This is a genomic window from Streptosporangium sp. NPDC050855 (assembly GCF_044456585.1).
GTDB classification, from domain to species: Bacteria; Actinomycetota; Actinomycetes; order Streptosporangiales; family Streptosporangiaceae; genus Streptosporangium; species Streptosporangium longisporum.
The window spans coordinates 197,544-219,176 of sequence record NZ_JBITFY010000012.1 but is presented as its reverse complement, the minus strand read 5'-3'; the positions used below and the strand labels follow the sequence as shown (position 1 = coordinate 219,176).

At 73.5% G+C, this 21,633-nt stretch carries 13 protein-coding genes; 4 read left to right on the top strand and 9 right to left on the bottom strand.

Annotated features, from left to right (window positions below):
- Positions 1-147: 147 nt before the first annotated feature.
- From ACIBCT_RS24400 to ACIBCT_RS24375, 6 genes are all read right to left on the bottom strand, one after another.
- Positions 148-1,788, bottom strand: a complete 1,641-nt coding sequence (locus ACIBCT_RS24400) for a protein kinase (RefSeq protein ID WP_399192150.1) — start codon at positions 1,786-1,788, stop codon at positions 148-150.
- 251 nt (positions 1,789-2,039) lie between these two features.
- The gene (locus ACIBCT_RS24395; RefSeq protein WP_399192148.1) at positions 2,040-2,351 is read right to left on the bottom strand and encodes an AzlD domain-containing protein; all 312 of its coding nucleotides are present in this window, start codon (positions 2,349-2,351) and stop codon (positions 2,040-2,042) included.
- Positions 2,348-3,028, bottom strand: a complete 681-nt coding sequence (locus ACIBCT_RS24390; protein WP_399192146.1) for an AzlC family ABC transporter permease — start codon at positions 3,026-3,028, stop codon at positions 2,348-2,350. The genes ACIBCT_RS24395 and ACIBCT_RS24390 overlap by 4 nt, the downstream gene beginning before the upstream one ends.
- A gap of 11 nt (positions 3,029-3,039) precedes the next feature.
- The gene (locus ACIBCT_RS24385; RefSeq protein WP_399192144.1) at positions 3,040-3,885 is read right to left on the bottom strand and encodes an AraC family ligand binding domain-containing protein; all 846 of its coding nucleotides are present in this window, start codon (positions 3,883-3,885) and stop codon (positions 3,040-3,042) included.
- On the bottom strand, positions 3,882-6,017 hold the full coding sequence (locus ACIBCT_RS24380) for a protein kinase (protein WP_399192142.1): 2,136 nt from the start codon (positions 6,015-6,017) through the stop codon (positions 3,882-3,884). The genes ACIBCT_RS24385 and ACIBCT_RS24380 overlap by 4 nt, the downstream gene beginning before the upstream one ends.
- Positions 6,018-6,062: 45 nt before the next feature.
- The gene (locus ACIBCT_RS24375; protein WP_399192140.1) at positions 6,063-8,618 is read right to left on the bottom strand and encodes a protein kinase; all 2,556 of its coding nucleotides are present in this window, start codon (positions 8,616-8,618) and stop codon (positions 6,063-6,065) included.
- Positions 8,619-8,949: 331 nt separating this feature from the next.
- Here ACIBCT_RS24375 and ACIBCT_RS24370 point away from each other — a divergent pair, with 331 nt between their 5' ends.
- The 3 genes from ACIBCT_RS24370 to ACIBCT_RS24360 all read left to right on the top strand — a co-directional run bounded on the left by ACIBCT_RS24370 (position 8,950) and on the right by ACIBCT_RS24360 (position 15,441).
- A complete protein-coding gene (locus ACIBCT_RS24370; RefSeq protein ID WP_399192138.1) occupies positions 8,950-10,029 on the top strand; it encodes a chorismate mutase in 1,080 nt (359 codons plus the stop codon).
- A 180-nt stretch (positions 10,030-10,209) separates the two neighbouring features.
- Positions 10,210-13,731: a DNA polymerase III subunit alpha gene (dnaE, locus tag ACIBCT_RS24365; RefSeq protein WP_399192136.1), complete on the top strand. Its 3,522-nt coding sequence runs from the start codon at positions 10,210-10,212 to the stop codon at positions 13,729-13,731.
- A gap of 348 nt (positions 13,732-14,079) precedes the next feature.
- Positions 14,080-15,441: a serine hydrolase domain-containing protein gene (locus tag ACIBCT_RS24360; RefSeq protein ID WP_399192134.1), complete on the top strand. Its 1,362-nt coding sequence runs from the start codon at positions 14,080-14,082 to the stop codon at positions 15,439-15,441.
- 127 nt (positions 15,442-15,568) lie between these two features.
- Here ACIBCT_RS24360 and ACIBCT_RS24355 read toward each other — a convergent pair whose 3' ends face one another.
- Together ACIBCT_RS24355 and murA are read right to left on the bottom strand one after the other, a co-directional pair.
- A complete protein-coding gene (locus ACIBCT_RS24355) occupies positions 15,569-17,920 on the bottom strand; it encodes a transglycosylase domain-containing protein (RefSeq protein ID WP_399192132.1) in 2,352 nt (783 codons plus the stop codon).
- Positions 17,921-17,972: 52 nt separating this feature from the next.
- Entirely contained in the window at positions 17,973-19,289 is a 1,317-nt protein-coding gene (gene murA, locus ACIBCT_RS24350; protein WP_344904674.1) for a UDP-N-acetylglucosamine 1-carboxyvinyltransferase, read from the bottom strand.
- A 96-nt stretch (positions 19,290-19,385) separates the two neighbouring features.
- Here murA and ACIBCT_RS24345 point away from each other — a divergent pair, with 96 nt between their 5' ends.
- Positions 19,386-19,937 carry a hypothetical protein gene (locus ACIBCT_RS24345; protein ID WP_399192130.1) on the top strand — a complete coding sequence of 184 codons (552 nt, stop codon included), beginning with the start codon at positions 19,386-19,388 and terminating at the stop codon, positions 19,935-19,937.
- A 158-nt stretch (positions 19,938-20,095) separates the two neighbouring features.
- Here the strand turns inward: ACIBCT_RS24345 and ACIBCT_RS24340 are convergent, their stop codons facing one another.
- On the bottom strand, positions 20,096-21,484 hold the full coding sequence (locus ACIBCT_RS24340; protein WP_399192129.1) for an amidase: 1,389 nt from the start codon (positions 21,482-21,484) through the stop codon (positions 20,096-20,098).
- Positions 21,485-21,633 lie beyond the last annotated feature (149 nt).

Genomic DNA, 21,633 nt, shown 5'->3' with positions numbered 1-21,633 from the left:
AGCCCTCGCGGTGGCCCCCGTCGTGGACCGGCTCTCGGCGTGGAGCGTCCCTCGTCGCGAGCCGGTCCCCGGCGTGGGTGAGCCCTTGCCGTGAGCCGGTCCCCGGCGTGGGCGGGCCGGTCCCGGGCCGGTGAGGTCCCGGGACCGTCAGGCCTTCACCTTCGTGACCTTGCCCGGCTTCTTCCACTTCGCCTTCTTGGCGGACGCTCCCTTGGCGGCGGCCCCGGCCTTCTTGGCCTGGCCGGGGGCCTTCGCGCCGAGGGCCTCGGCGCCGGCCCCGGGATCGACCTGCTCGGGGGAGTCACCCTGCTGTCCCTCGCCACCCCCGTCGTCCTGGCCGCCGCCCTCGCCGCCGCCGCTCTCACCGCTCCCGTCGTCCCCGCCGCCGCCCTCGCCGCTCTGGTCCTGCTCCTGGCCCGGCTCGTCGGCCGGGTCCTCGGGGGCCTGGGACTCGTCCTGGGACGGCTCGGCCGAGGGCTTCGACGAGGGCTCGCCCGTCGGGGTCCGGGGGGCCGGCTCGTCGGTCCGGGGCGTGTCCTGAGTGGGACGCGAGGGGGCGTCGCCGTCCCGGGAGGCGTCCTGGCTCGCCGGCACCTTGGCCTGCTCGGCCTCCCCGGTCGGCTTCTTCTTCGAGGGCGGCACGCTCGCCGAGGTCGTCGGCTCGTTCGTGGGCGTGTCCTGGGCGTTGGTGGCGACCCAGATCATCCCGCCGGAGGCCAGCGCGACGGCCACGACCGCCGCGGCCATCCCGGCGACGGCCGGGCGCCTTCTGCGCGGGGCGGGCACGATCGGAGTGGGCTCGGACGGGTCCTGAGGGGGAGGCACGGCGCCCGCGGCGAACGCGGCCGGTGCCGCCTGTGCAGCGGGGACGACCGGTGCCCCGGCTGTCACGGGCGCGCCGCCCGGCGCGGTGACGGCCGCCGCGGCGGTGGCCGTGGGCAACTCGATCGGTATGGTCGGCTCGGGGGCGACCCCGTTGACCAGGGACGCCAGGTGGGCCTGCACCTCGTGGGCGGGCATGCGCTCGGCCGGGTCCTTGCGGAGCAGACCGAAGATCACCGGAGCGAGCGGCCCGGCGAGCCGCATCGGCTCCGGCTCGTGGTGCATGACGGCGCTGAGCGTCGCCAGCGGGTGGGCCCGCTCGAAGGGGGAGCGTCCCTCGACCGCCACGTACAGCGTCACGCCGAGCGACCACAGGTCGGAGGCGAACTCGGCCGGCCCGCCGGCGGCCCGCTCCGGCGCGATGAACGCCGGGGTGCCGATGAGCGAGCCGGTCCTGGTGATCGAGGAGTCGCCCTCCAGCACCGCGATGCCGAAGTCGGTGAGCACGGCCCGCCCGTCCCTGGCCAGCAGCACGTTGTCCGGCTTCACGTCCCTGTGCAGGACGCCGGCGTGGTGGGCGGCGACCAGCGCGCTCAGCACCTCCAGGCCGATCCGCGCCACCCGCGTCGGCGGCAGCGGCCCGTCCTCCCTGACGACCGCCCCGAGGGTACGGGAGTCGACCAGCTGCATGACGATCCAGGGACGGCCCTCCTCCTCGATCACGTCGTAGACGGTCGCCACCCCCGGATGGCCGACTCGGCCGGCGGCCCTGGCCTCCCTGAGCGTGCGCACGGTGAAGACCTCGCGCTCCGGGCCGGTCAGATCTGGTGAGGGGATGACCTCCTTGACCGCCACCTCACGGCCGAGCACCTCGTCCCGGGCGCGCCAGACCGTCCCCATGCCTCCTCGGCCGATGGGTTCGAGCAGGCGGTAGCGGGCTCCGATGATCCCCTGAGAATCGGTCATGCGCTGGCGAGTACCCAGGATTTCCCTTGGCATTCGGGATAGGTGCCGCGGACCATCACGAAGACACTTCTTTACCCATGATCTACCCAACGGCCTCTCCGGTTCACCGGGAGTTCTCCCGGGCCGCTCGGGGGAGTTCCCGCGCGGGGGCCGTGACGTGCTCCAACGCGGGAACCCCCGGCGCCCCCGGCCTTCCCGGCGTCCCGGCGTCCCAGGTGTTCCCGGCCTTCCCGGCGTCCCGGCGTCCCGGCTCAGCCCAGGACGTACCGGAGCGCGGCCGTGACGGCGGCGGCCACGGTGAGCACCACCAGGAACGGGGCGCGCAGCAGCAGCGCCACCACCGCCGCGCCCAGCCCCGCGGTCCGCGGCCAGTCCAGGTGCAGCGCCTGCCCGTCCGCGAAGGTCTGCACGGCGATCAGCGCCGCCAGCAGGGCCACCGGGACCAGGGTCGCGAAGCGCTGCACGCCCGGGTGGTCGAGGATCCGGCGCGGCGCCGACAGCCCGGCGAGCTTGAACGCGTAGCACGCCACGCAGGTGGCGGCGATCGCCCACCAGACGCTCATCGCGGCCTCCTCAGCAGCAGTGCGAGCACGACCAGCGCGGCCAGCAGCACGGGCACGCCCGGCGGGGTGAACGGGGTCGCGGCCAGCGCGATCGCCGCCCCGCCCGCCGCGATCGGGCGCAGGCCGCGGGCCTCGGGGTCCTTCCCGGACAGCCGTGGCCACAGGATGGCCAGGAACGTCGCGGGGCCGACCACGTCCAGGCCGAGCACGGCGGGATCGGCCAGCCAGGAGGTGCCCAGCGCCCCGGCCAGCGTGGTGGCGTTCCAGATCAGGTAGAGGCTCACGAAGGTGACCAGGAACCCCGTCCTGGCCGACTCCTCGTCCGGCTGGGCCATGGCGACCGCCGTGGTCTCGTCGATCACCCCGTGGGCGGTCGGCAGCCTGCGCCAGCCCCGCAGGTCGAGCGTCCCGGCCATGCGCAGGCCGTACAGGCCGTTGCGGGCTCCCAGCAGGGCCGCGCCCGCCGTGCCCGCGATCAGGTTGCCGCCGCCGGCGACGACCCCGACCAGGGCGAACTGCGAGGCGCCGGTGAAGGAGAACAGGCTCAGCGCGCACGCCTGCGCGACGCTCAGCCCCGCGGTGGTCGCGGCGGCGCCGAAGGCCACCCCGGACAACCCGACGGCGATCCCCACGCCCAGTCCGTCCCGTATCGCAGAGGAACGAGTGGTTGCTTCCATGGGAGGCGAGCCTATGCCGGGGTGCCGATCCCGCTCTTGTACGTTCCTGCGCGCTGGTACGCGGCCGGGGGCACGCCCACGGCACGCTTGAAGTGCCTGCTCAGGTGGGCCTGGTCGGTGAAGCCCACGTCCCCGGCCACCTGCGCGGGAGGCGTACCGGCCTGCAGCAGCCGCCGGGCCCTCATGATCCGCAGCGTGTTCAGGTAGGCGTGCGGGGGCAGCCCGGTGGCCGCCTTGAAGGACCGGATCAGGGCGAACGGGGAGGCGTCCACCGCCCGGGCCAGCTCCTCGATGGTGGGCGGGTCGACGAGCCGCTCGTGCAGGATCTCCCGGGCCCGCCGTACCGACGGGCCGACGTCCCGGACCGGGGCGTCCGGGGGCCGGCGCGCGGCGTTCCTGCGCAGCAGCGCGGCGAAGGCGGTACGCGCCAGCGTGGAGGAGGCCAGGTCGTCGCCCCGTTCGGCCGCGGCGTGCGCGGCCCGCAGCAGCGCGACGGTGGGCGGATGGTGGGTGAGGACCTCGGGGAAGCAGGGGGTGCCGCTCCCGGCCATCAGCTCGGCGGCGATCCCGGAGACGAACGCGACCGACGGGTACAGCACCCGGTAGGACCATCCGCCGGGAACGCCCGGGTAGCCGTCGTGCACCTCCTCGGGGTTGAGCGTGCTCAGGCTGCCCGCGCCCGCCCGGTGGACGGCGCCCCGGTAGAAGAACTCCTCCACCCCCGACAGCACCAGCCCGATCGCGTAGCCCTCGTGCGCGTGCAGGGTGAAGCGGTGGGTGATGTACCTGGCCTTGAGCAGCTCCACCCCGGGCAGGGCGGCGGGGCGCCACAGCCGCGCCCTCTCCAGGTCGCTCACGGCCGGAAGGTACCGGTGATCGCCTCGAAGGCGGAGCGCTTCCACTCCGACTCCGGGCTCTCCCAGTAGATCGCGTACGGCTTGTCGGCGGCGGTGCGGAACCCCCGGTCCAGGACGTGCGTGCGGACCCCGTTCTTGAGGTAGGTGAACTCCCAGTCGGCGGCCGGCATCCCCCGGTAGGTCAGCTCGGCGATCCCGATCCGCCGGTAGCCCGGCCAGACGCCGTCGGCCGTCCCGGCCCGCTCCACCTTCTCCCAGTGCCTGACCGGGTCCTTCTCGGGGTCGTCGGTCGACTCGATCCACAGGAAGGAGTCCGAGCCCGGGGCGCGGAACTCCACCCGGTCGCGCCCGGGGAACCGCTTGACCCGCCAGCCGGCGGGCACGCCGACGGTGAAGCCCATCGGGTCCCGGTGCAGCCGCCAGCCCGCGGGGAGGGTACGGCCGGGACGCGGGGTCGCGGTCGTCGGCCCGGTCGCCGGCTCCGAGGGGGTGGGGGCCCCGGTGGTGACCACCGACCCGCTGGGACGCGGGTCCGGCGCGTCGTCGCCTTCCCGCATGATCAGCCACCCGCCGACCCCGGCCAGCACGGCGAGCGCGAGCCCTCCGGCCAGCAGCACCGGCACCGGCACCGTCGTCCCGGTCGCCGGCTCCGAGGGGGCGGCGGTCCCGGTGCCGGTGGTGCCGGTGGTGCCGGTGGTCTGCTCGCCCAACGGCCAGGCATTGGGGGGCAGGGGCTCGGAACCGTGCCCCTGCCGCCCCTGGCGTCCATGCGGTCTTGGGCGGGTGTGGGCCGAGGGGTCCTGAAGGGTGTGCGCGGGCCCGTACGGGGACCGGTCCTGATGGGTGGGGCCGCCGGTGTGGAGGCCGTACGCCTGGCCCTGGGACGAGGGGTCGTGGGACGCGGGGTTCTGCGAGGCCGCGTCCGGCGACCAGGGGGCCGCGGCCCACGGGGCCGGACGATCCGCCTGGCCGCCACCGGTGCCGGGGAAGGCGCCCTGGCCGAAGGCCGGGGACGGATGACCGGGCGCGGCGTGACCCTGGGGCGTGTGACCTTGAGGGGCGTACCCCTGGTACCCCTGGGTGCCGTACCCCCCGGGCGCGTGTCCCTGAGGCCCGTGACCCGGGGCGGCGTGACGCTGGGGCGCGTGCCCCGGGGACACGTGACCTGAAGGGGCGGGACCCGGGGACACGTGCCCCGGGACGGCGGAACCGGGACGCGCGTCGCCCGGGGGCCGATGACCCGGGAAGGCGCGCCCCGGCGGGACGTGACCGGACGGGGAAGGGCCCATGGGAACGTGACCGGAGGGGGAGGGGCCCGAGGAGGGATGACCGGCGGCGCGGCCGAGCAGGGCCTCCGCCTGCTCGGGCACCATCCGCGCGGCCGGGTCCCTGGCCAGCAGGCCGAGGATCGCCGTCTCCAGCGGGCCGGAACGTGCCATCGGGGTGGGCTCGCCGTGCAGGACGGCCATCATGGTGGCCGCGGCCGTGGGCCGCTCGAACGGCGGCCTGCCCTCCAGCGCCGCGTACAGCGTCGCCCCCAGCGACCACAGGTCGGACTCGGGGGTCGCGGGCAGCCCGTGCAACCGCTCCGGGGGCAGGAACGCGGGGGTGCCGATCATCGCGCCGGTACGGGTGATGCTCTTCTCCTGCGTCATCGAGGCTATGCCGAAGTCGGTCAGCACCACCCGGCCGTCGTCGGCGAGCAGCACGTTCTCCGGCTTGACGTCGCGGTGCAGCACCCCGGCGGCGTGCGCGGCGCGCAGCGCGCCGAGCACGTGCAGCCCCACCGAGGCGACCCGCTCGGGCGGCAGCGGCCCGTCGACGCGGACGATCTCGCCCAGCGACCGGGACCGGACCAGCTGCATGACGATCCAGGGACGCCCCTCCTCCTCGACCACGTCGTGCACGATGATCACGGAGGGGTGGTCCAGGCGACCGGCGGTCCGGGCCTCGCGGATGGTGCGCCGGTTCAGGTCGGCCCGCGCGGTCTCGTCGACCCCGCCGTACCGGACCTCCTTGACGGCCACGATCCGGTCGAGGAGCTCGTCGTGGGCACGCCAGACGATGCCCATGCCGCCCTCGCCGATGTGCTCGATCAGCCGGTAGCGGCCCGCGACCTTTCGCTCCGTCATGCCCGTCCCCCCAAGCTCACGGATCGCAGCCGGTAGGGATGCCGCTCACTTTTTCGAGGAGAAGGTCGCGGCGAACCCTTCGAAGAGATACATGTTCTTCTCCCAGTTCTTGGCCAGGGTATGCCAGTAAATCGCGTACCCGCGGCCGCCCTTGGTGACGAAGCCGCGGTTGATCACCCTGGCCTTGCCCGAGCTGGTGTTCCAGGTGAACTCCCAGTCGGAGGCCTTCTTCATGTACGAGACGTTCTCGATCCGGATCCGCTTGTAGCCGGGGAACTGGCTGCGGACGGTCGGCTCGTATTCCAGCCAGTCCTGCTTGGGGTCGGGGCCCGCCTTGTCGGTGTAGTCGATCATCACGAAGCTCGTCCGGTCCGGTCCGCGGAACCACACCCGGGGGTCGGACCGCTTGTCCTGGCCCCATCCCTTGGGCAGGCCGATCGAGAAGCCGTTGGCGTCCTTGTGCATCCTCCAGCCGCTGGGCAGGGGGGACTTCTTCTCGGTCTTGCCGGGGGACGGGCTGGGCTCGGACGGGGACGACGAGGGCGACGAGGACGGCGGTGAGGAGGACGAGGGGGCCGACGGCTCCGGCGACCCCTTCGAGGGGTCGTTCACCGCGCCGCCGGTCGGGCCGTCCGACACGCCGGTCGCGGTCGGCACGCCGCGTCCGGCCTGCGAGGTGCCCTCGTTCGCGCGGCTGCGCATGCCGAGCCAGCCGGCGACCACCCCGACGATCAGCAGTGCCGGCAGCAGCACCAGCAGCCCCCGTTTCATCTGGGAACCGCCCGTCCCGCGCGGGACGATCGTGGCCTCGCCGGAGTGGTGCCCGGCGTACGGGGCCGCGGTCGCCGGAGCCACGGCCGGGGGAGCGGGGTCGCGGGAGGGCCTCGGGGGCGGGGTGCTCTCGCGGGAGGCCGCGGCCACCGGGGGGAAGGGGTTGGGCCGCGGAGCGGGGACGGGTCTCGCGGGGGCGTCCGCGTCCGGTGCGGCGCCCTTGCGTCCCGCGCCGGAGGCGCTCGCGGATCCGTCCCGCGACGCGGCGTCCCCGGTGCCGGGTGCGGAGGCGGGACCCCCGCGCGGGGCCGGGACGTCCTCGACCGGGTCCACCGCGTCCACCGAGGCGCTCGCCGCGGCCTTCCTGCCCGCCGGCGCGGGCGCGTCGTCCCCCTTCGCGGGGGCGGGCGCGCGCTCGGGGACGGCCCTGGACGCGTCCTTGCCCGAGGCGGCGGGGCCCGAGGCGGCGGGGCCCGAGGGGGCGGGGACGGCCTTGCCGGACGCGGGGCCCGGGGCCGACTTCGGTCCCACCCGGCCGGCCACGCCGTCCTTCGCGCCGGGAGCGGCCTTCGGTGCCGCCCCGTCCTCACCGGCACCGTCCCCGCCGGTCCGGCCCGCGGCTTTCCCGTCCTTCGGCGTCCCGTCCTTCGCGGGCCTGGCCTCCGGCACGGCCGCGGAGGGCGCCGCCTTCGCCGCACCGGCTGCTCCGGCCGTACCGGCCGCTCCGGGGCTCACCGCGGGGCCGTCCTGGCGCCGTCCGCCCGCGTCCTTCGCCGGCGGTACGGGCTCCGGCCACTCCTCGCGGCGCGTGGGGGTGGGCGGTGCGGCCGCCGGTCCCGCCGCACCCGCGGGGGATGCGGCGCCCAGCTTCGCGCCCGTCTCCGGGACGCCCCCGGGCCGGAAGCGCGCGCCCGGGTCGGTGTCGGCCGAGGGGTCGGTGCCGTCCGGGCGGCTCGCGGCCGGCATCACCGCGGTCCTGGCGGGCTGCTGCCGGGCCGTACGCTCGGGGCCCTCGGCCACCTTGCGCAGCAGCCGCGCGGCCTCCTTGTAGGGCATGCGCAGCGCGGGGTCCTTGCGGAGCAGCCCCTCCAGCACCGGGGCCAGCGGCCCGGCGTGCACGGGAGGTTCGGGCTCGTCGTTCAGGATGGCGTGCATGGTCGGCAGCGCCCCGCCCCGGTCGTGCGGGGGCTTGCCCTCGACGGCGGCGTACAGGGTCGCGCCGAGCGACCACAGGTCCGACTCGCGCTGCGCGCTGCCGCCCTTGATGCGCTCCGGCGGGATGAACGCGGGGGTGCCCGCGATGCCCGTCATGGTCAGCGCGGTCTCGGCCTCCAGCGTGGCGATGCCGAAGTCGGTCAGCACCACCCGGCCGTCGTCGGCGAGCAGCACGTTCTCGGGCTTGACGTCGCGGTGCAGGACCCCCTGGGCGTGGGCGGCGCGCAGCGCCTCCAGCACCTGCAGGCCGATCTCCGCGACGCGCTGCGGGGGCAGCGGCCCGTCCTGGCGCAGCACCTTGCCGAGGGAGCGCGACTCCACCAGCTGCATGACGATCCAGGGACGCCCGTCCTCCTCGACGACGTCGTGGACGACCACCACGTTGGGGTGCGTCAGCCGGCCGGCGGCACGCGCCTCACGCTTGGTGCGCCTGTTGAAGTCCTCCTGGCTGTCCTCGCCGAGAGTGTCGGCGTAACGGACCTCCTTGATCGCGACCTCGCGGTCGAGGAGCTCGTCGTGGGCCCGCCACACGATGCCCATGCCACCCCGGCCGATGGCTTCGAGCAGGTGGTAGCGAGAGGCGATACGGCGCCCCTCGGGCTGTGCTTCGGCCATCAACCGGCTTACCTCCTTCGGAACCCCCGAATACTCTCATAGCCCGGTAAAGTGATCGACTCACCCGCCGCGGAGAAGTCCATATCCTGAGACATGCCGTCCGGTCCGTGGCGTGCGCCGGGGGGATGACCTAAGATTGCGCATATGACCTGTTGTTTCGCGTTTATCGAGCCGGCTCCGGAGAGCCGGTCGTGACAGCGTGATCTGACGACCAGCCGGAGCCGGCCCCGAGGCGGAGACGTGAAGTCTCTGCCTTTTTCTGTTTCCGAACGTCTCTTACGAACGGCCGCCGGCTCGCGGGACGCGTGCCGGCCGAGCATGGGAGAGCCTCATGTCGTCGACCGTACACAGGGAACGCGTGCCGGTGGGGCTCGGCGCGCTCACGATCGGGGCCGGACCGGCCGTGGTGATCGGCGGGCCGGGCGCGGACGCCCGCTGGATCAGCCTGCGCGGCCACCGCGCCGGTCTGTCCGCCGCGGAGGCGGTGGCCGCGGCCCGCGCCCGGTGGCCGGGACCGGTCCTGGTGGAGCCGTCCTGCGCGGCGGACCTGCCGGTGATCGCGAAGAGCGCCGACGGCGCGGTGGCCGGTGCGGCCTGGATGCGGGACCCCGCCCTGGTACGGGCCGTCGCCCGGCTCGGCCTGCCGGTGATCCTGCGGCGCGCGCCCTCGGCGACGCTGCGGGAGTGGCTGGCGGCGGCCGAGGACTGCGCGGCGGAGGGCAACGACCGGGTGCTGCTCTGCGAGAGCGGCGACGGCACCGCCCGGGGCGGCCTCGTCCTCGACCTGGCCCTGATGCGCGCCGCCCGCGAGCTGTCGGGCCGTCCCGTCCTGGCCGACCTCGGCGCTCACCTGGGAACGGGCGCCGGTCTCCCGGCCGTTCCCGAAGCCGGTTCCGGGAGCGGTCCGGGGGCCGGTTCCGGAGGCGGCGGGGGTGCTCGTGCCGCGACCGGTCACCGGGACGGGGCCGGTCGTGAGGACGGGGCCGTTCACGGGGACGGGCCCGCGCTGGCCGCGGCGGCGGTGGCGGCGGGCGCCGACGGCCTGCTCCTGCCCCCCGGCTCCGCCGAGCGGGACGCGCTGGCCGTACGGGAGGCCGCGAGGATCATCGGCGCGGTCACCCGCCAGGAGGCCCCGGCCTCGGTCCCCGCCGCCCGGGAGGCCATCGACCGGGTGGACGCGGCCCTGGCCGTCCTGCTGGAGCGCCGCGCCGAGCTGGCCGTGACCATCCAGCGCCTCAAGCCGGTCGGCGGCTTCGCCGGTCGCGACGCCGACCGCGAGCGCCGCCTGGTCGCCGAGATGGCGCGCCGGGCCCCCACCCTGGGGGAGACCCGGCTCGCCCCCATCATGAACGCGGTCATCGAGGCGGGCCTGCACCTCGCAGAGGAGCGCCGCCCGCCGCCCCCGAACTGAGCCGGGGCCCCGGTGGATCCCGGCGCGTCCGGGCCGATCCGGTCATCCGGGACACCGGCCCCGGACGCGGAAGAATCATGGTCGCGAGACCGGCGACGCGAGGCGCAGGAGTCCCTCCGGCCTCCCTTGTTTGGGTACTCTTGCCCCGCCGACGGTGGGACCAGGGGAGGACGAAGCCGCATGTCAGACTCGTTCGTGCATCTGCACGTTCACACGGAGTACTCCATGCTGGACGGCGCCGCCCGGCTGAAGCAGATGTTCAAGCAGGTCGGCGATCTGGGCATGCCGGCCATCGCGATCACCGACCACGGCAACATGCACGGGGCCTACGACTTCTACAGGCAGGCGACCGGGGCCGGGATCAAGCCGATCATCGGCATCGAGGCCTACGTCGCCCCCGCCTCCCGTCACCAGAAGAAGCCGGTCCTGTGGGGGGAGCCGCACCAGAAGCGCGACGACGTCTCGGCGGGCGGCTACTACACCCACATGACCATCTGGGCGAAGAACGCCAAGGGTCTGGGCAACCTGATGAAGCTCTCCTCGCGCGCCTACACCGAGGGCTTCGTCCGCAAGTGGGCCCGGATGGACGCCGAGATCCTGGCCGAGCACTCCGAGGGGCTGATGGCCACCACCGGCTGCCCGTCCGGTGAGGTGCAGACCCGCCTGCGGCTGGGCCAGTACGACGAGGCGCTGGCGGCGGCGGCCAGGTTCCAGGAGCTGTTCGGCAGGGAGAACTACTACCTGGAGATCATGGACCACGGGCTGGAGATCGAGCGCCGGGTCCGCGACGGCCTGACCCGCATCTCCCGCGAGCTGAACATCCCGCCGCTGGTCACCAACGACTCCCACTACACCTACGAGTCGGACGCCACCTCGCACGACGCGCTGCTGTGCATCCAGACCGGCAAGCAGCTCTCCGACCCCGACCGCTTCCGCTTCGACGGCAGCGGCTACTACATCAAGAACGCCGACGAGATGCGGGCCGTCGACTCCTCCGACCTGTGGGCCGAGGGCTGCCGCAACACCCTGCTGGTCGCCGAGAAGGTCGACCCGAGCGGCATGTTCGGCTTCAAGAACCTGATGCCCACCTTCCCGCTGCCCGAGGGGGAGACCGAGGAGAGCTGGTTCCGCAAGGAGATCTGGCGGGGCATGGAGCGGCGCTTCCCCGAGGGGATCGACGAGGAGCACCGCGCCCAGATCGAGTTCGAGATGAACGTCATCCTCCAGATGGGGTTCCCCTCCTACTTCCTCGTGGTGGCCGACTTCATCATGTGGGCCAAGAACAACGGCATCCGGGTGGGTCCCGGCCGAGGCTCGGCCGCGGGCTCGCTGGCCGCGTACGCGCTGGGCATCACCGACCTCGACCCGCTGCCGCACGGCCTGATCTTCGAGCGGTTCCTCAACCCCGACCGCGTCTCCATGCCCGACGTCGACATCGACTTCGACGAGCGCCGGCGCGGCGACGTGATCCGCTACGTGACGGAGAAGTACGGCGCCGACAAGGTCGCCATGATCGCCACCTTCGGCACCATCAAGGCGAAGGCGGCCATCAAGGACGCGGCCCGCGTCCTCGGTCACCCGTACGCGCTGGGCGACAAGGTCTCCAAGGCGTTCCCGCCCGCGGTGATGGGCAAGGACATCCCGCTGTCGGGCATCTTCGACCCCGAGCACCCGCGCTACAACGAGGCCGGTGAGCTGCGCAAGCTGTACGAGGAGGACGTCGACGTCAAGTCGGCGATGGACCTGGGCCGGGGCCTGGAGGGCCTGATCCGGCAGACCGGTGTGCACGCCGCCGGGGTGATCATGTCGGCGGAGGTGCTGACCGACTACATCCCGATCATGCGCCGCGACTCCGACGGTGTGATCATCACGCAGTTCGACTACCCGACCTGCGAGACGCTCGGCCTGCTGAAGATGGACTTCCTGGGCCTGCGCAACCTCACGATCATCGACGACTGCCTGAAGATGATCGAGGCCAACACCGGCGAGGCCATCGACCTGCTCAAGCTGCCGCTGGACGACCGCAAGACCTACGAGCTGCTCGGCCGGGGCGACACCCTGGGCGTGTTCCAGCTGGACGGCGGCGGCATGCGGTCGCTGCTGCGGCTGATGAAGCCCGACAACTTCGAGGACATCTCCGCCGTCGGCGCGCTCTACCGTCCCGGCCCGATGGGCGCCAACTCCCACACCAACTACGCGCTGCGCAAGAACGGGCTGCAGGAGATCGTCCCGATCCACCCCGAGTTCGAGGAGTCGCTGCAGGAGATCCTCGGCACCACCCACGGCCTGATCGTGTACCAGGAGCAGGTCATGGCCATCGCGCAGAAGGTCGCCGGGTTCTCGCTCGGCAAGGCCGACCTGCTGCGCCGCGCGATGGGCAAGAAGAAGAAGTCCGAGCTGGACAAGCAGTTCGAGTCGTTCGAACAGGGCATGAAGGACAACGGCTACTCCGCGGCCGCGATCAAGACGCTCTGGGACATCCTCCTGCCGTTCTCCGACTACGCCTTCAACAAGGCGCACAGCGCCGCCTACGGCCTGGTCTCCTACTGGACGGCCTACCTCAAGGCCAACTACCCGGCCGAGTACATGGCCGGGCTGCTGAGCTCGGTCAAGGACGACAAGGACAAGTCCGCCCTCTACCTCAACGAGTGCCGCCGGATGGGCATCAAGGTGCTCCCGCCGGACGTCAACGACTCCGACTTCGACTTCACCCCGCGCGGCACCGACATCCGCTTCGGGCTGTCGGCCATCCGCAACGTCGGCGGCAACGTGGTCGAGGGGATCATCTCCGCGCGCAAGGACAAGGGCCGCTTCGCCGACTTCAAGGACTTCCTGCGCAAGGTGCCCATGGTGGTCTGCAACAAGCGGGTCATCGAGTCGCTGGTCAAGGCCGGGGCCTTCGACTCGTTCGGGCACGTGCGCAAGGGCCTGGTGATGGTCCACGAGCAGGCCGTCGACGGCATCATCGGCATCAAGAAGAACGAGGCCCAGGGGCAGGACTCCCTGTTCGGCGCCATCGAGGGCGCCGAGGACCAGACCTTCGACGTGCAGATCCCCGCGGGGGAGTGGGACAAGAACACCCTGCTGCAGTTCGAGCGGGAGATGCTCGGCCTGTACGTCTCCGACCACCCCCTCTTCGGCGTGGAGCACATCCTCGCCTCCGGCGCCGACTGCTCGATCGCCTCGCTCCAGGACGAGCACCGCCCGGACGGCCAGATCGTCACCGTCGGCGGCATCCTGAGCGGGCTCCAGCGCAAGGTCACCAAGAAGGGCGACACCTGGGTGCTGACCCAGCTGGAGGACCTGGAGGGCTCCATCGAGGTGATGATCTTCCCGTCGGCGTACCAGCTCTGCGCGACGATCCTCGCCGAGGACGCCATCGTCTTCGTCAAGGGACGCCTGGACAAGCGCGAGGACGTCGGGAAGATCATCGCCATGGAGGTGACGGCCCCGGACCTGACCCGCGAGGCCGGGGGGCCGCTGTCGGTCAGCCTCGCCCTGGCCCGGTGCACCCCGCCGGTGGTCGGGCGCCTCAAGGAGGTCCTGACCGCCCACCCCGGCACCACCGAGGTCCACCTGCAGGTCCACAACGGTCCCAGGACCACCGTCATGCGCCTGGACGACCGCCTGCGTGTCTCGCCGTCCCCGGCCCTGATGGGCGACCTGAAGCAGCTCCTCGGCCCCGCCTGCCTGGGAGCCTGACGGGCCCGTCCCTGGCACCGGCACGGGCCGGCCCGCGCGGGGGTCATCCGGTACGGACGAGAAACGGGGCGTCCGGGAAGAGCGGGGCCTTCCCCGGGAAGGGGCGTCCGGGAAGAGCGGGGCCTTCCCCGGGAAGGGGCGTCCGGGAAGAGCGGGGCCTTCCCTGAGAAGGGGCGTCCGGGAAGAAGGGAGCGTTCCCCGGGAAGAGGGGCGAGCCATGCCCGGTGCCGGTGAAGGGGACATCCGTTTTGAATCGGTGAATCTCATCCGGAAAGAGGAGGAAGGACGCCCGCGGAGTTGAGATGATCATCCTGTCGTTCTTTCCGGAACCAGAGGAGATGACAGTCGATGACCTTCGCGGGACTCCCTCACCGCGGACGGACCGTCGCCGGACTCGGGCTGAGCGCGGTACTGCTCACCTGCGCCGCAGCGTCCCCCGCGCTGGCCGCCCCCGAACCCCCGGCACCCGCCGCGTCGGCCGGGTCCGAACCCGCCCCGGCGGCCACGCCGACCACGCCGACCACGCCGGCCGGCGAGTCCGGGCGGGCGGCCCTCGACCGTGAGGCACTGCGCACCACCATCCGGGCGATCCACGAGGCCGGGATGTACGGCTCCTACTCCGCGGTGCGGAACGGCGGCGAGCGGTGGACCGGCGCGGCCGGTGTCGCCGACGTGCGGACCCGGCGGCCCGTGCACCCGCGGATGCTGCACCGGGTGGGCAGCATCACCAAGACGTTCACCGCGGTGGCGATCCTCCAGCAGGTGGAGCGCGGCCGCGTCGAGCTGGACGCCCCGGTCGCGCGGTACCTGCCCGGCCTGCTGCCCCAGGACCTGGCCGGCACGGTCACGGTACGGATGCTGCTCAACCACACCAGCGGCATCGGCGACTACGTCGCGGGCGCCTTCCCCTCGCTCGTCCAGGCCTCCCCGCAGAGCCTCGACGACCACCGGTTCCGCAGGATCGCCCCCGAGGAGCTGGTGCGGCTGGGGCTGGAGGCGCCGCGCACGGGCGAGCCCGGGCAGAACTGGTCGTACTCCAACACCAACTACGTGATCGCCGGGCTGCTGCTGGAGAAGGTGACCGGCACCGACGCCGAGCGGTACATCACCCGCGAGGTGATCCGCAGGGCCGGACTGCGCGACACCTCCTTCCCGCGCACCCCCTTCGTCCCCGGCCCGCACTCCAAGGCGTACGAGGCGCTGTACGGCTACATCGACCCGCCGCGCGACTACAGCGTCTACGACATGTCGTGGGCGACCACCGCGGGCGCGATCGTCTCCACGATGGAGGACATCAACCGCTTCTACCGGGTCCTGCTCGGCGGCGGGCTGCTGAAGGAGGCCCAGCTCGACCAGATGCGGACGACGGTGCCGGTCCCCGACGGCCAGGGCGGCATCGCGATGCACTACGGCCTGGGGATCTACGCCCAGGACATCCCCTGCGGCCGGTTCTGGGGGCACGACGGGAGCGTGTTCGGCATGGGGACGATCTCGATGTCCAGCCCGGACGGCCGCCGCCAGGTCTCCTACGGCTTCAACCTCATGAAGTACCAGCGGATCGGTGAGAACGGCTACCCGGTGCCGCACGCCATCGACATGGCCATGGCGCGGCACCTCGACGAGGCGCTCTGCGGCCCGGCCGCGACGACCGCGCGCCGCTCCGGATGGCCGCCGCTGCTGCCGACCCAGCAGGTCCTGGTCAAGCGCTGACCGCCCGTCGGCCGGCCGGTCGAGCACCGATCGGCCGACGGCCCGGTGGCCCGGTTCCCGTTCGAGTGTCCGGCCGCTCGGTCACCCGGTGGCCCGGCGCCCGGCCGGGCACCGGGCCACCGGTGGCTCAGCGGTCGCGGTCGCGGTAGCGCCACCACGCCGGGGCGCGCTCCGCGCGGCGGGCGTCCGTCCCGCCGCGCCCGTACCCGCGCGGTTCGCGGTACGCCCGCGGGTACCGGTACCCGCGGGGCTCCCGGTACCCGCGGTGGCCGTAGGCGTCCGTGCCGCCCCGGGTGCGGTGACCGCGGTGGACCGGCCGGCGCCCGCCGTCCCGCCCGGCCTCGCGCTCGCGCTCGGCGGCCAGGGCCTCGGCCATGCCGGGGGTGAACCCGCCGCCGAAGCGGCCCATGTCGGGACGGTGGAACGGCGTCTCGGAGGTCCCCTCCAGCGCCGCCGCCATCGACGCCACCCAGATCGGTCCCGGCAGCGAGGCGCCCTGGACCGAGCCGTAGTACTCGCCGCCGATCTCTACGTCGCGCAGCGGGTAGCGGTAGGAGCCGCGGATGTCGCCCACGCTGACCGCCGCGGCCAGGTCCGGGGTGTAGCCCGCGAACCAGGCCGAGGTGTAGCCGTTGTTGGTGCCGGTCTTGCCCGCGGCCGGGCGGCCGATGCCCTGGCCGGTCATGGTGCCCTTGGTGAACACCCCGGACAGCAGGTGGTTGACGGCGTCGGCCACGTCCTTCTCGATCGCCTGCGCGCAGCTGGGCGGGACGCGCAGGCTCTCGCCGTCCCGCTCGACGATCTCGACGATCGCCATCGGACGGCAGTAGCGGCCCCGCGCGCCGAACGCGGCGAACGAGGCGGCCACGGTCACCGGGTCCATCTCGTTCACCCCGAGGGTGAAGGTCGGCACCTCCCGCAGCGGGGCGCCGTCGGCGCGGACGATCCCCAGCGCGCGGGCGGTCCGCACCACCGGGCACAGGCCCACCCTCTGCTCCAGCATCATGTAGAAGACGTTCACCGACTTCCACGTGCCGGTGGACAGGCTCTGCGGGCCGCCCTTGCCCTCTCCGCTCGCGTTGAAGATCTTCGCGCGCGGGTCGTTGACCCTGTTGCCGGCGCAGTCGGTGAAACCCCTCGCGGGCACGAAGCTGCCGGGCGTCATGAACCCCTGGTCGAACCGCCACCCCTTGGCCAGCGCGGTCGCCAGCGTGAACACCTTGAACGTCGATCCCGCCTGGAAGCCCTGCCCGCCGCCGTGCGCGGTGTCGGCGGGCAGGTTGTAGGTGGTACGGGGGCCGTAGGAGCTGCGGCCGTCGTCGCCGGCGTTGCGGCCGTAGCGCTTGCTCGCGGCCATGGCCCGGATCCGGCCGGTGCCCGGCTCGACCATGGCCTCGGCCGCCACCTCGGTGTCGCGGGCGCGGACCCGTGCGGAGACGGCGCGCTCGGCGGCGAGCTGGGCCTTGGGCGCCAGGGTGGTGCGCAGCACGATGCCGCCCCTGGCCAGGCGGCGCTCCCGCTCGGCGCGGGTGTGGCCGAAGGCCGGGTTGGTCAGCAGCTCCCGGTGCACGTACAGGCAGAAGTAGGGGTGGTCGCTGCCGTTGCAGCCGCCGGGTTCGGGGCGCAGCCGGATGGCCAGCGGCTTCCTCATCGCGGCCTCGGCCTGGGCGCGGGGGACGTAGGACAGCTGGGCCATCCGCTCCAGGACCAGGTCGCGGCGCTCGCGCAGCCGCTCCCGGCGCCGGGCGTCCAGCGACGGGTCGGTCGCGTACGGCGTGCGGACCGCGCCGGCCAGCGTCGCGGCCTGCGGCAGGGTCAGCCGGGAGGCCGGGACCGAGAAGAACCGCTGCGCGGCGGCCTCCACCCCGAAGGCGCCCGCGCCGAAGTAGGCGATGTTGAGGTAGCGCTCCAGGATCTCGGCCTTGGTGTAGCGGCGCTCCATGGCCAGCGCGTACCGCAGCTCGGTGATCTTGCGCTGGATGCTGGGCGCGCGGGCCTGGGCGCGTTCGCTCTCGCTCTCGGAGTTCTCCACCAGGATGTTCTTCACGAGCTGCTGGGTGAGCGAGGACCCGCCCTGGCGCACCCCGCCCGCCCTGGTGTTGGTCACCAGGGCGCGCAGGGTGCCCTTGACGTCCAGGCCCGCGTGCTCGTAGAAGCGCGAGTCCTCGATCGCCACGATCGCGTCCCGCATGACGGGGGCGATCCGCTCCAGCGGCACCACCGTCCGGTTCTCCGTGTAGAACTGGGCGAACCGCTTGCCGTTCCTGTCCAGCAGCACGGTGCGCTGGGGGAGCGGGTTCTCCCGGGGGCCGTCCGGCAGGTCGGTCAGGGTGCGGCTGACCCGGTTGACGGTGATCCCGGCCGTGCCGACCAGCGGTAGCGCGGCCAGCGCGGCCAGCAGCCCGCCCAGCACCCCGCAGGCCGCCAGGGCGCGCAGGCGGGCGGCGAGGTCACGTCTCGGCTCCGAGCGGGATGTCACGCATAGTAACGTGCGACCCGGTGATCAGCCGCAAACGCCGATCACCCGATCCTTACCCGTTCTGCACCTTCTCTCGACGGATCTTCAGCCCGAGCGAGGCGAACTGCTCGAACGGCCGGTGGTACCCCCGCTCGATGTGGTGCACCCCGCGCAGCGTGGACGTCCCCTCGGCCGCCGCGGCGGCCAGCACCGCGGAGAACCCGGCGCGGATGTCGGGCAGCGTCACGTCGGCGCCGCTCAGCTTGGACACGCCGCGCACCACCGCCGAGTGCTTGGCGTTGGTGTCGTGGTAGCGGCAGGCCGGGCCGCCCAGGCACACGTCGAACACCTCGATCTCGCAGCCCATCCTCTGCAGCGCGGGCACGTAGACCAGGCGGTTCTCGAACACCGTCTCGTGCAGCACCGACATGCCCTGGGCCTGGGTGAACAGCACCATCAGGGGCGTCTGCCAGTCGGTCATGAACCCCGGGTGCGTGTCGGTCTGCACCGCCGCCGCCCGCAGCCCGCGCGGGGCCGACGCCGACAGGTAGTCGTCGGTGATGTCGACCTCGGCGCCCATCCGGGCCAGCGTGGTGATCGCGGTGACCAGCCGGTCCTGCGGGCAGCCGTGCACCCGCACCTGCCCGCCGGTGATCAGGCCGGCCGCCAGGTAGGAGAACGCCTCGATGCGGTCGCCGTTGAGCCAGGTGGAGGCGCCGTGCAGCCGCTCCACGCCCTCGATCACGATGCGCCGGTCCGGGCTCAGCTCGATGCGGGCGCCCATCCGCTGCAGGAACAGGGCCAGCTCCACCACCTCGGGCTCCATGGCCGCGCCCTTGAGCACGGTCTTGCCCTCGGCCAGCACCGCCGACATCAGGATCGTCTCGGTGGCGCCGACGCTGGGGTAGGGCAGCTCGATCCGGGTGCCGCGCAGCCGCTTGGCCTTGGCGTACACGCCGGTGTCGCTCACCTCGACCTCGGCGCCCATCGCGCGCAGCGCCTCGACGTGGAAGTCGACCGGGCGGCGGCCGATCGGGTCGCCGCCGACCAGCGGCACGAACGCCTCGCCCGCCAGGTGCAGCAGCGGGCCCAGCATGAGGATCGGGATCCGGTTCAGGCCGGTGAACGCCGCCGGGACGTGCGGGTTGATCTGCGGCCCCGGGGCGACGCCGATCTCCCCTGCGGAGATCTCCACGTCGATGCCGAGGGCCCTGAGCATCTGCGCGGTGATGCCGACCTCGCCCACGTCGGGGGCGTTCTGGATGGTGCTCTCACCGGTACCGAGCATCGCGGCGACCATGTGCTTGGAGACGCCGTTCTTGGAACCGCGTACCTCGACGTCACCGCGGAGCGGTCCGGAGGGCTCGATCAGCCATGCCTCTTCGTTCACCCCGCCAGAGTAACGGGGTTCGCATCACGGCCTTGGGTGGCACCGGCCGGACGGATGGGTAACATCGGGCACATCAGCACAGAGGGTGAGGGAGCCATGGTGCGCGCTGTGCGTGACTTCGTGATCACCGTGCTGGTGATCGCCGCCGCCGGGGTCCTCGCCGGGGTGCTGTGGTCACTGGCCGCGCCGCGCCCCCCGTACGTCGTGACGAAGCAGGGACCGCTGCTGGCCGACCCCTCCACCCAGGCGCTGATCGCCGCGGACGGGTGGTTCGCCGTCGTCACCGGCGTGCTCGGGCTCGTGTGCGGGGCCGTCGGGTACGCGGTGTCGCGCAACGGCCGCCCGGTGCCGGTGGTGGCCGGCCTGGCGGCCGGGGGGCTGCTCGGCGCGCACCTGGCGCTGCTGGTGGGCCGGTCGGTCACCGTGGGCGCGGTGAGCGTCGCCGCCTCCGGGGTGTCCGCCTCGGTGGTGGCCGGGCCGCTGGAGCTGACCGCCAGGGGCGTGCTGTACGCGTGGCCGACCCTGGCCGCCGGGCTCTTCTTCGCCCTGGAGGGCGTCGCGGGCTACCGCGAGTCCCCGCTGCGCCGCCCGTTCGGCGGGGACGACCCGTACGCGCCGCGGTCGACGTACGACATCAGCGACCGGTAGGGCGGCGGCCGGTTCCACGGGCGGGTCCCGAGGGCCGGGTTTGCGGCCGGAGCCCGTCGGCCGGGTCCCGTCGGCCGGGTTCTGCGGTCGGGGTCCACGGCCGGGTCCCGCGGGCCGGCTTTCACGGCCGGGTCCCGCGGGGGCGCACGGCGGGGAGGTCAGCGGGGCGGGCGGCGTGCGCCGTGGCCGGTGGCCCGCTCGAACGCGTGGGCCAGCCTCAGCACCGCCATGTCGGCGAAGGGGCGTCCGACGATCTGCACCCCCACCGGAAGCCCGCCCGGGGTGAAGCCGCACGGCACCGACGCCGCCGGGGCGTGCAGCACGCTGATCCAGTACGCCGAGCGCATCCAGGCCAGGTAGTCCGGGAGCCTCTCGCCGTTGATCTCCGAGACGTAGGGCGCCTCCACCGGGAACGGCGGCACCTGGCTGACCGGGGCGATCAGGAAGTCGTAGGTGCCGAAGAAGTCGTTCATCCTGCGGTACAGCCCGCTGCGCAGCCGCTCGGCGCGGGCCAGGTCGGCCCCGGTCACCTCGCGGCCCCGCTCGACGTTCCAGCGGACGTTGTCCCCCAGGCCCTCCTGCGGCAGGTCGCCGTAGGACAGGGCGTAGTACCAGGCCCGGTAGATCCGGAACGCGTCCTCGGCGTCCGTCAGGTCCACGTCCACCCGCTCCACCCGCGCGCCCAGCGCGGCGAGCACGGCCGGGGCGTCCGCGGTGACCTCGGCCGTCTCGGCGTCGATCGGCAGCCCGCCCAGGTCCGGGCTCCAGGCCACCCGCACCCCGGTCAGGTCGAGGTCCAGCGGTTCGGCGAACCCGGCGCCGCTCTCGGCGATCGACAGCGGAGAGGCGGCGTCGAACCCGGCGACCACGCTCATCAGCAGCGCCAGGTCCTCGGCGGTACGGGCCATCGGCCCCGGCACGCCGAGGGTGAACCAGGCCGCAGTGGCCGACGGCGCGGGCACCCTGCCGGGGGTGGGCCGCAGCCCCGCCACGTTGCAGAAGGAGGCCGGGTTGCGCAGCGAGCCGCCCATGTCCGAGCCGTCGGCCAGCGCCACCATGCCGGTCGCCAGCGCGGCCGCCGCCCCGCCGCTGCTGCCCCCGGCCGACCTGGAGAGGTCGTACGGGTTGCGGGTGGCGCCGAAGATCTCGTTCACCGTGTGCGAGCCGGTGCCGAACTCCGGGGTGTTGGTCTTGCCCACCGTGATCGCCCCGGCCTCGCGCATCCGCCGCACGATCGGCGCGTCGGCGACGGGCACGTGCTCGGAGAAGAGCGGCGAGCCGTACGTGGTGCGGATCCCCGCGGTGTCGGTCAGGTCCTTGTGCGCGACCGGCAGCCCGTGCAGCGGCCCCCGCCACCGGCCGCGGGCCAGGTCCCGGTCGGCCTCCTCGGCCTCCTTCCTGGCGCGGTCGGCGACCAGCGTGACGATCGCGTTGACCTCCGGGTTGACCTCCTCGATCCTCCGCAGGTGCGCGTCGAGCAGCTCGGCCGCGCTGACCTGCCTGGTCCGCAGGAGCCGGAGCATCTCGGTAGCGGTCAGGTAGTGCATCTTTCCCCCGATCGGATACGACGTCGCGGACGAGTCTGGCCGATCGGCGAGGTGGGGCGCGTCGGCAACCTTCGACAGCGGGGGCGGCGGGGAGGTGGGGAAACGTCACCTGACCTCCCCGGGGGGACCTGCTCGCTTCGGGACTCAGG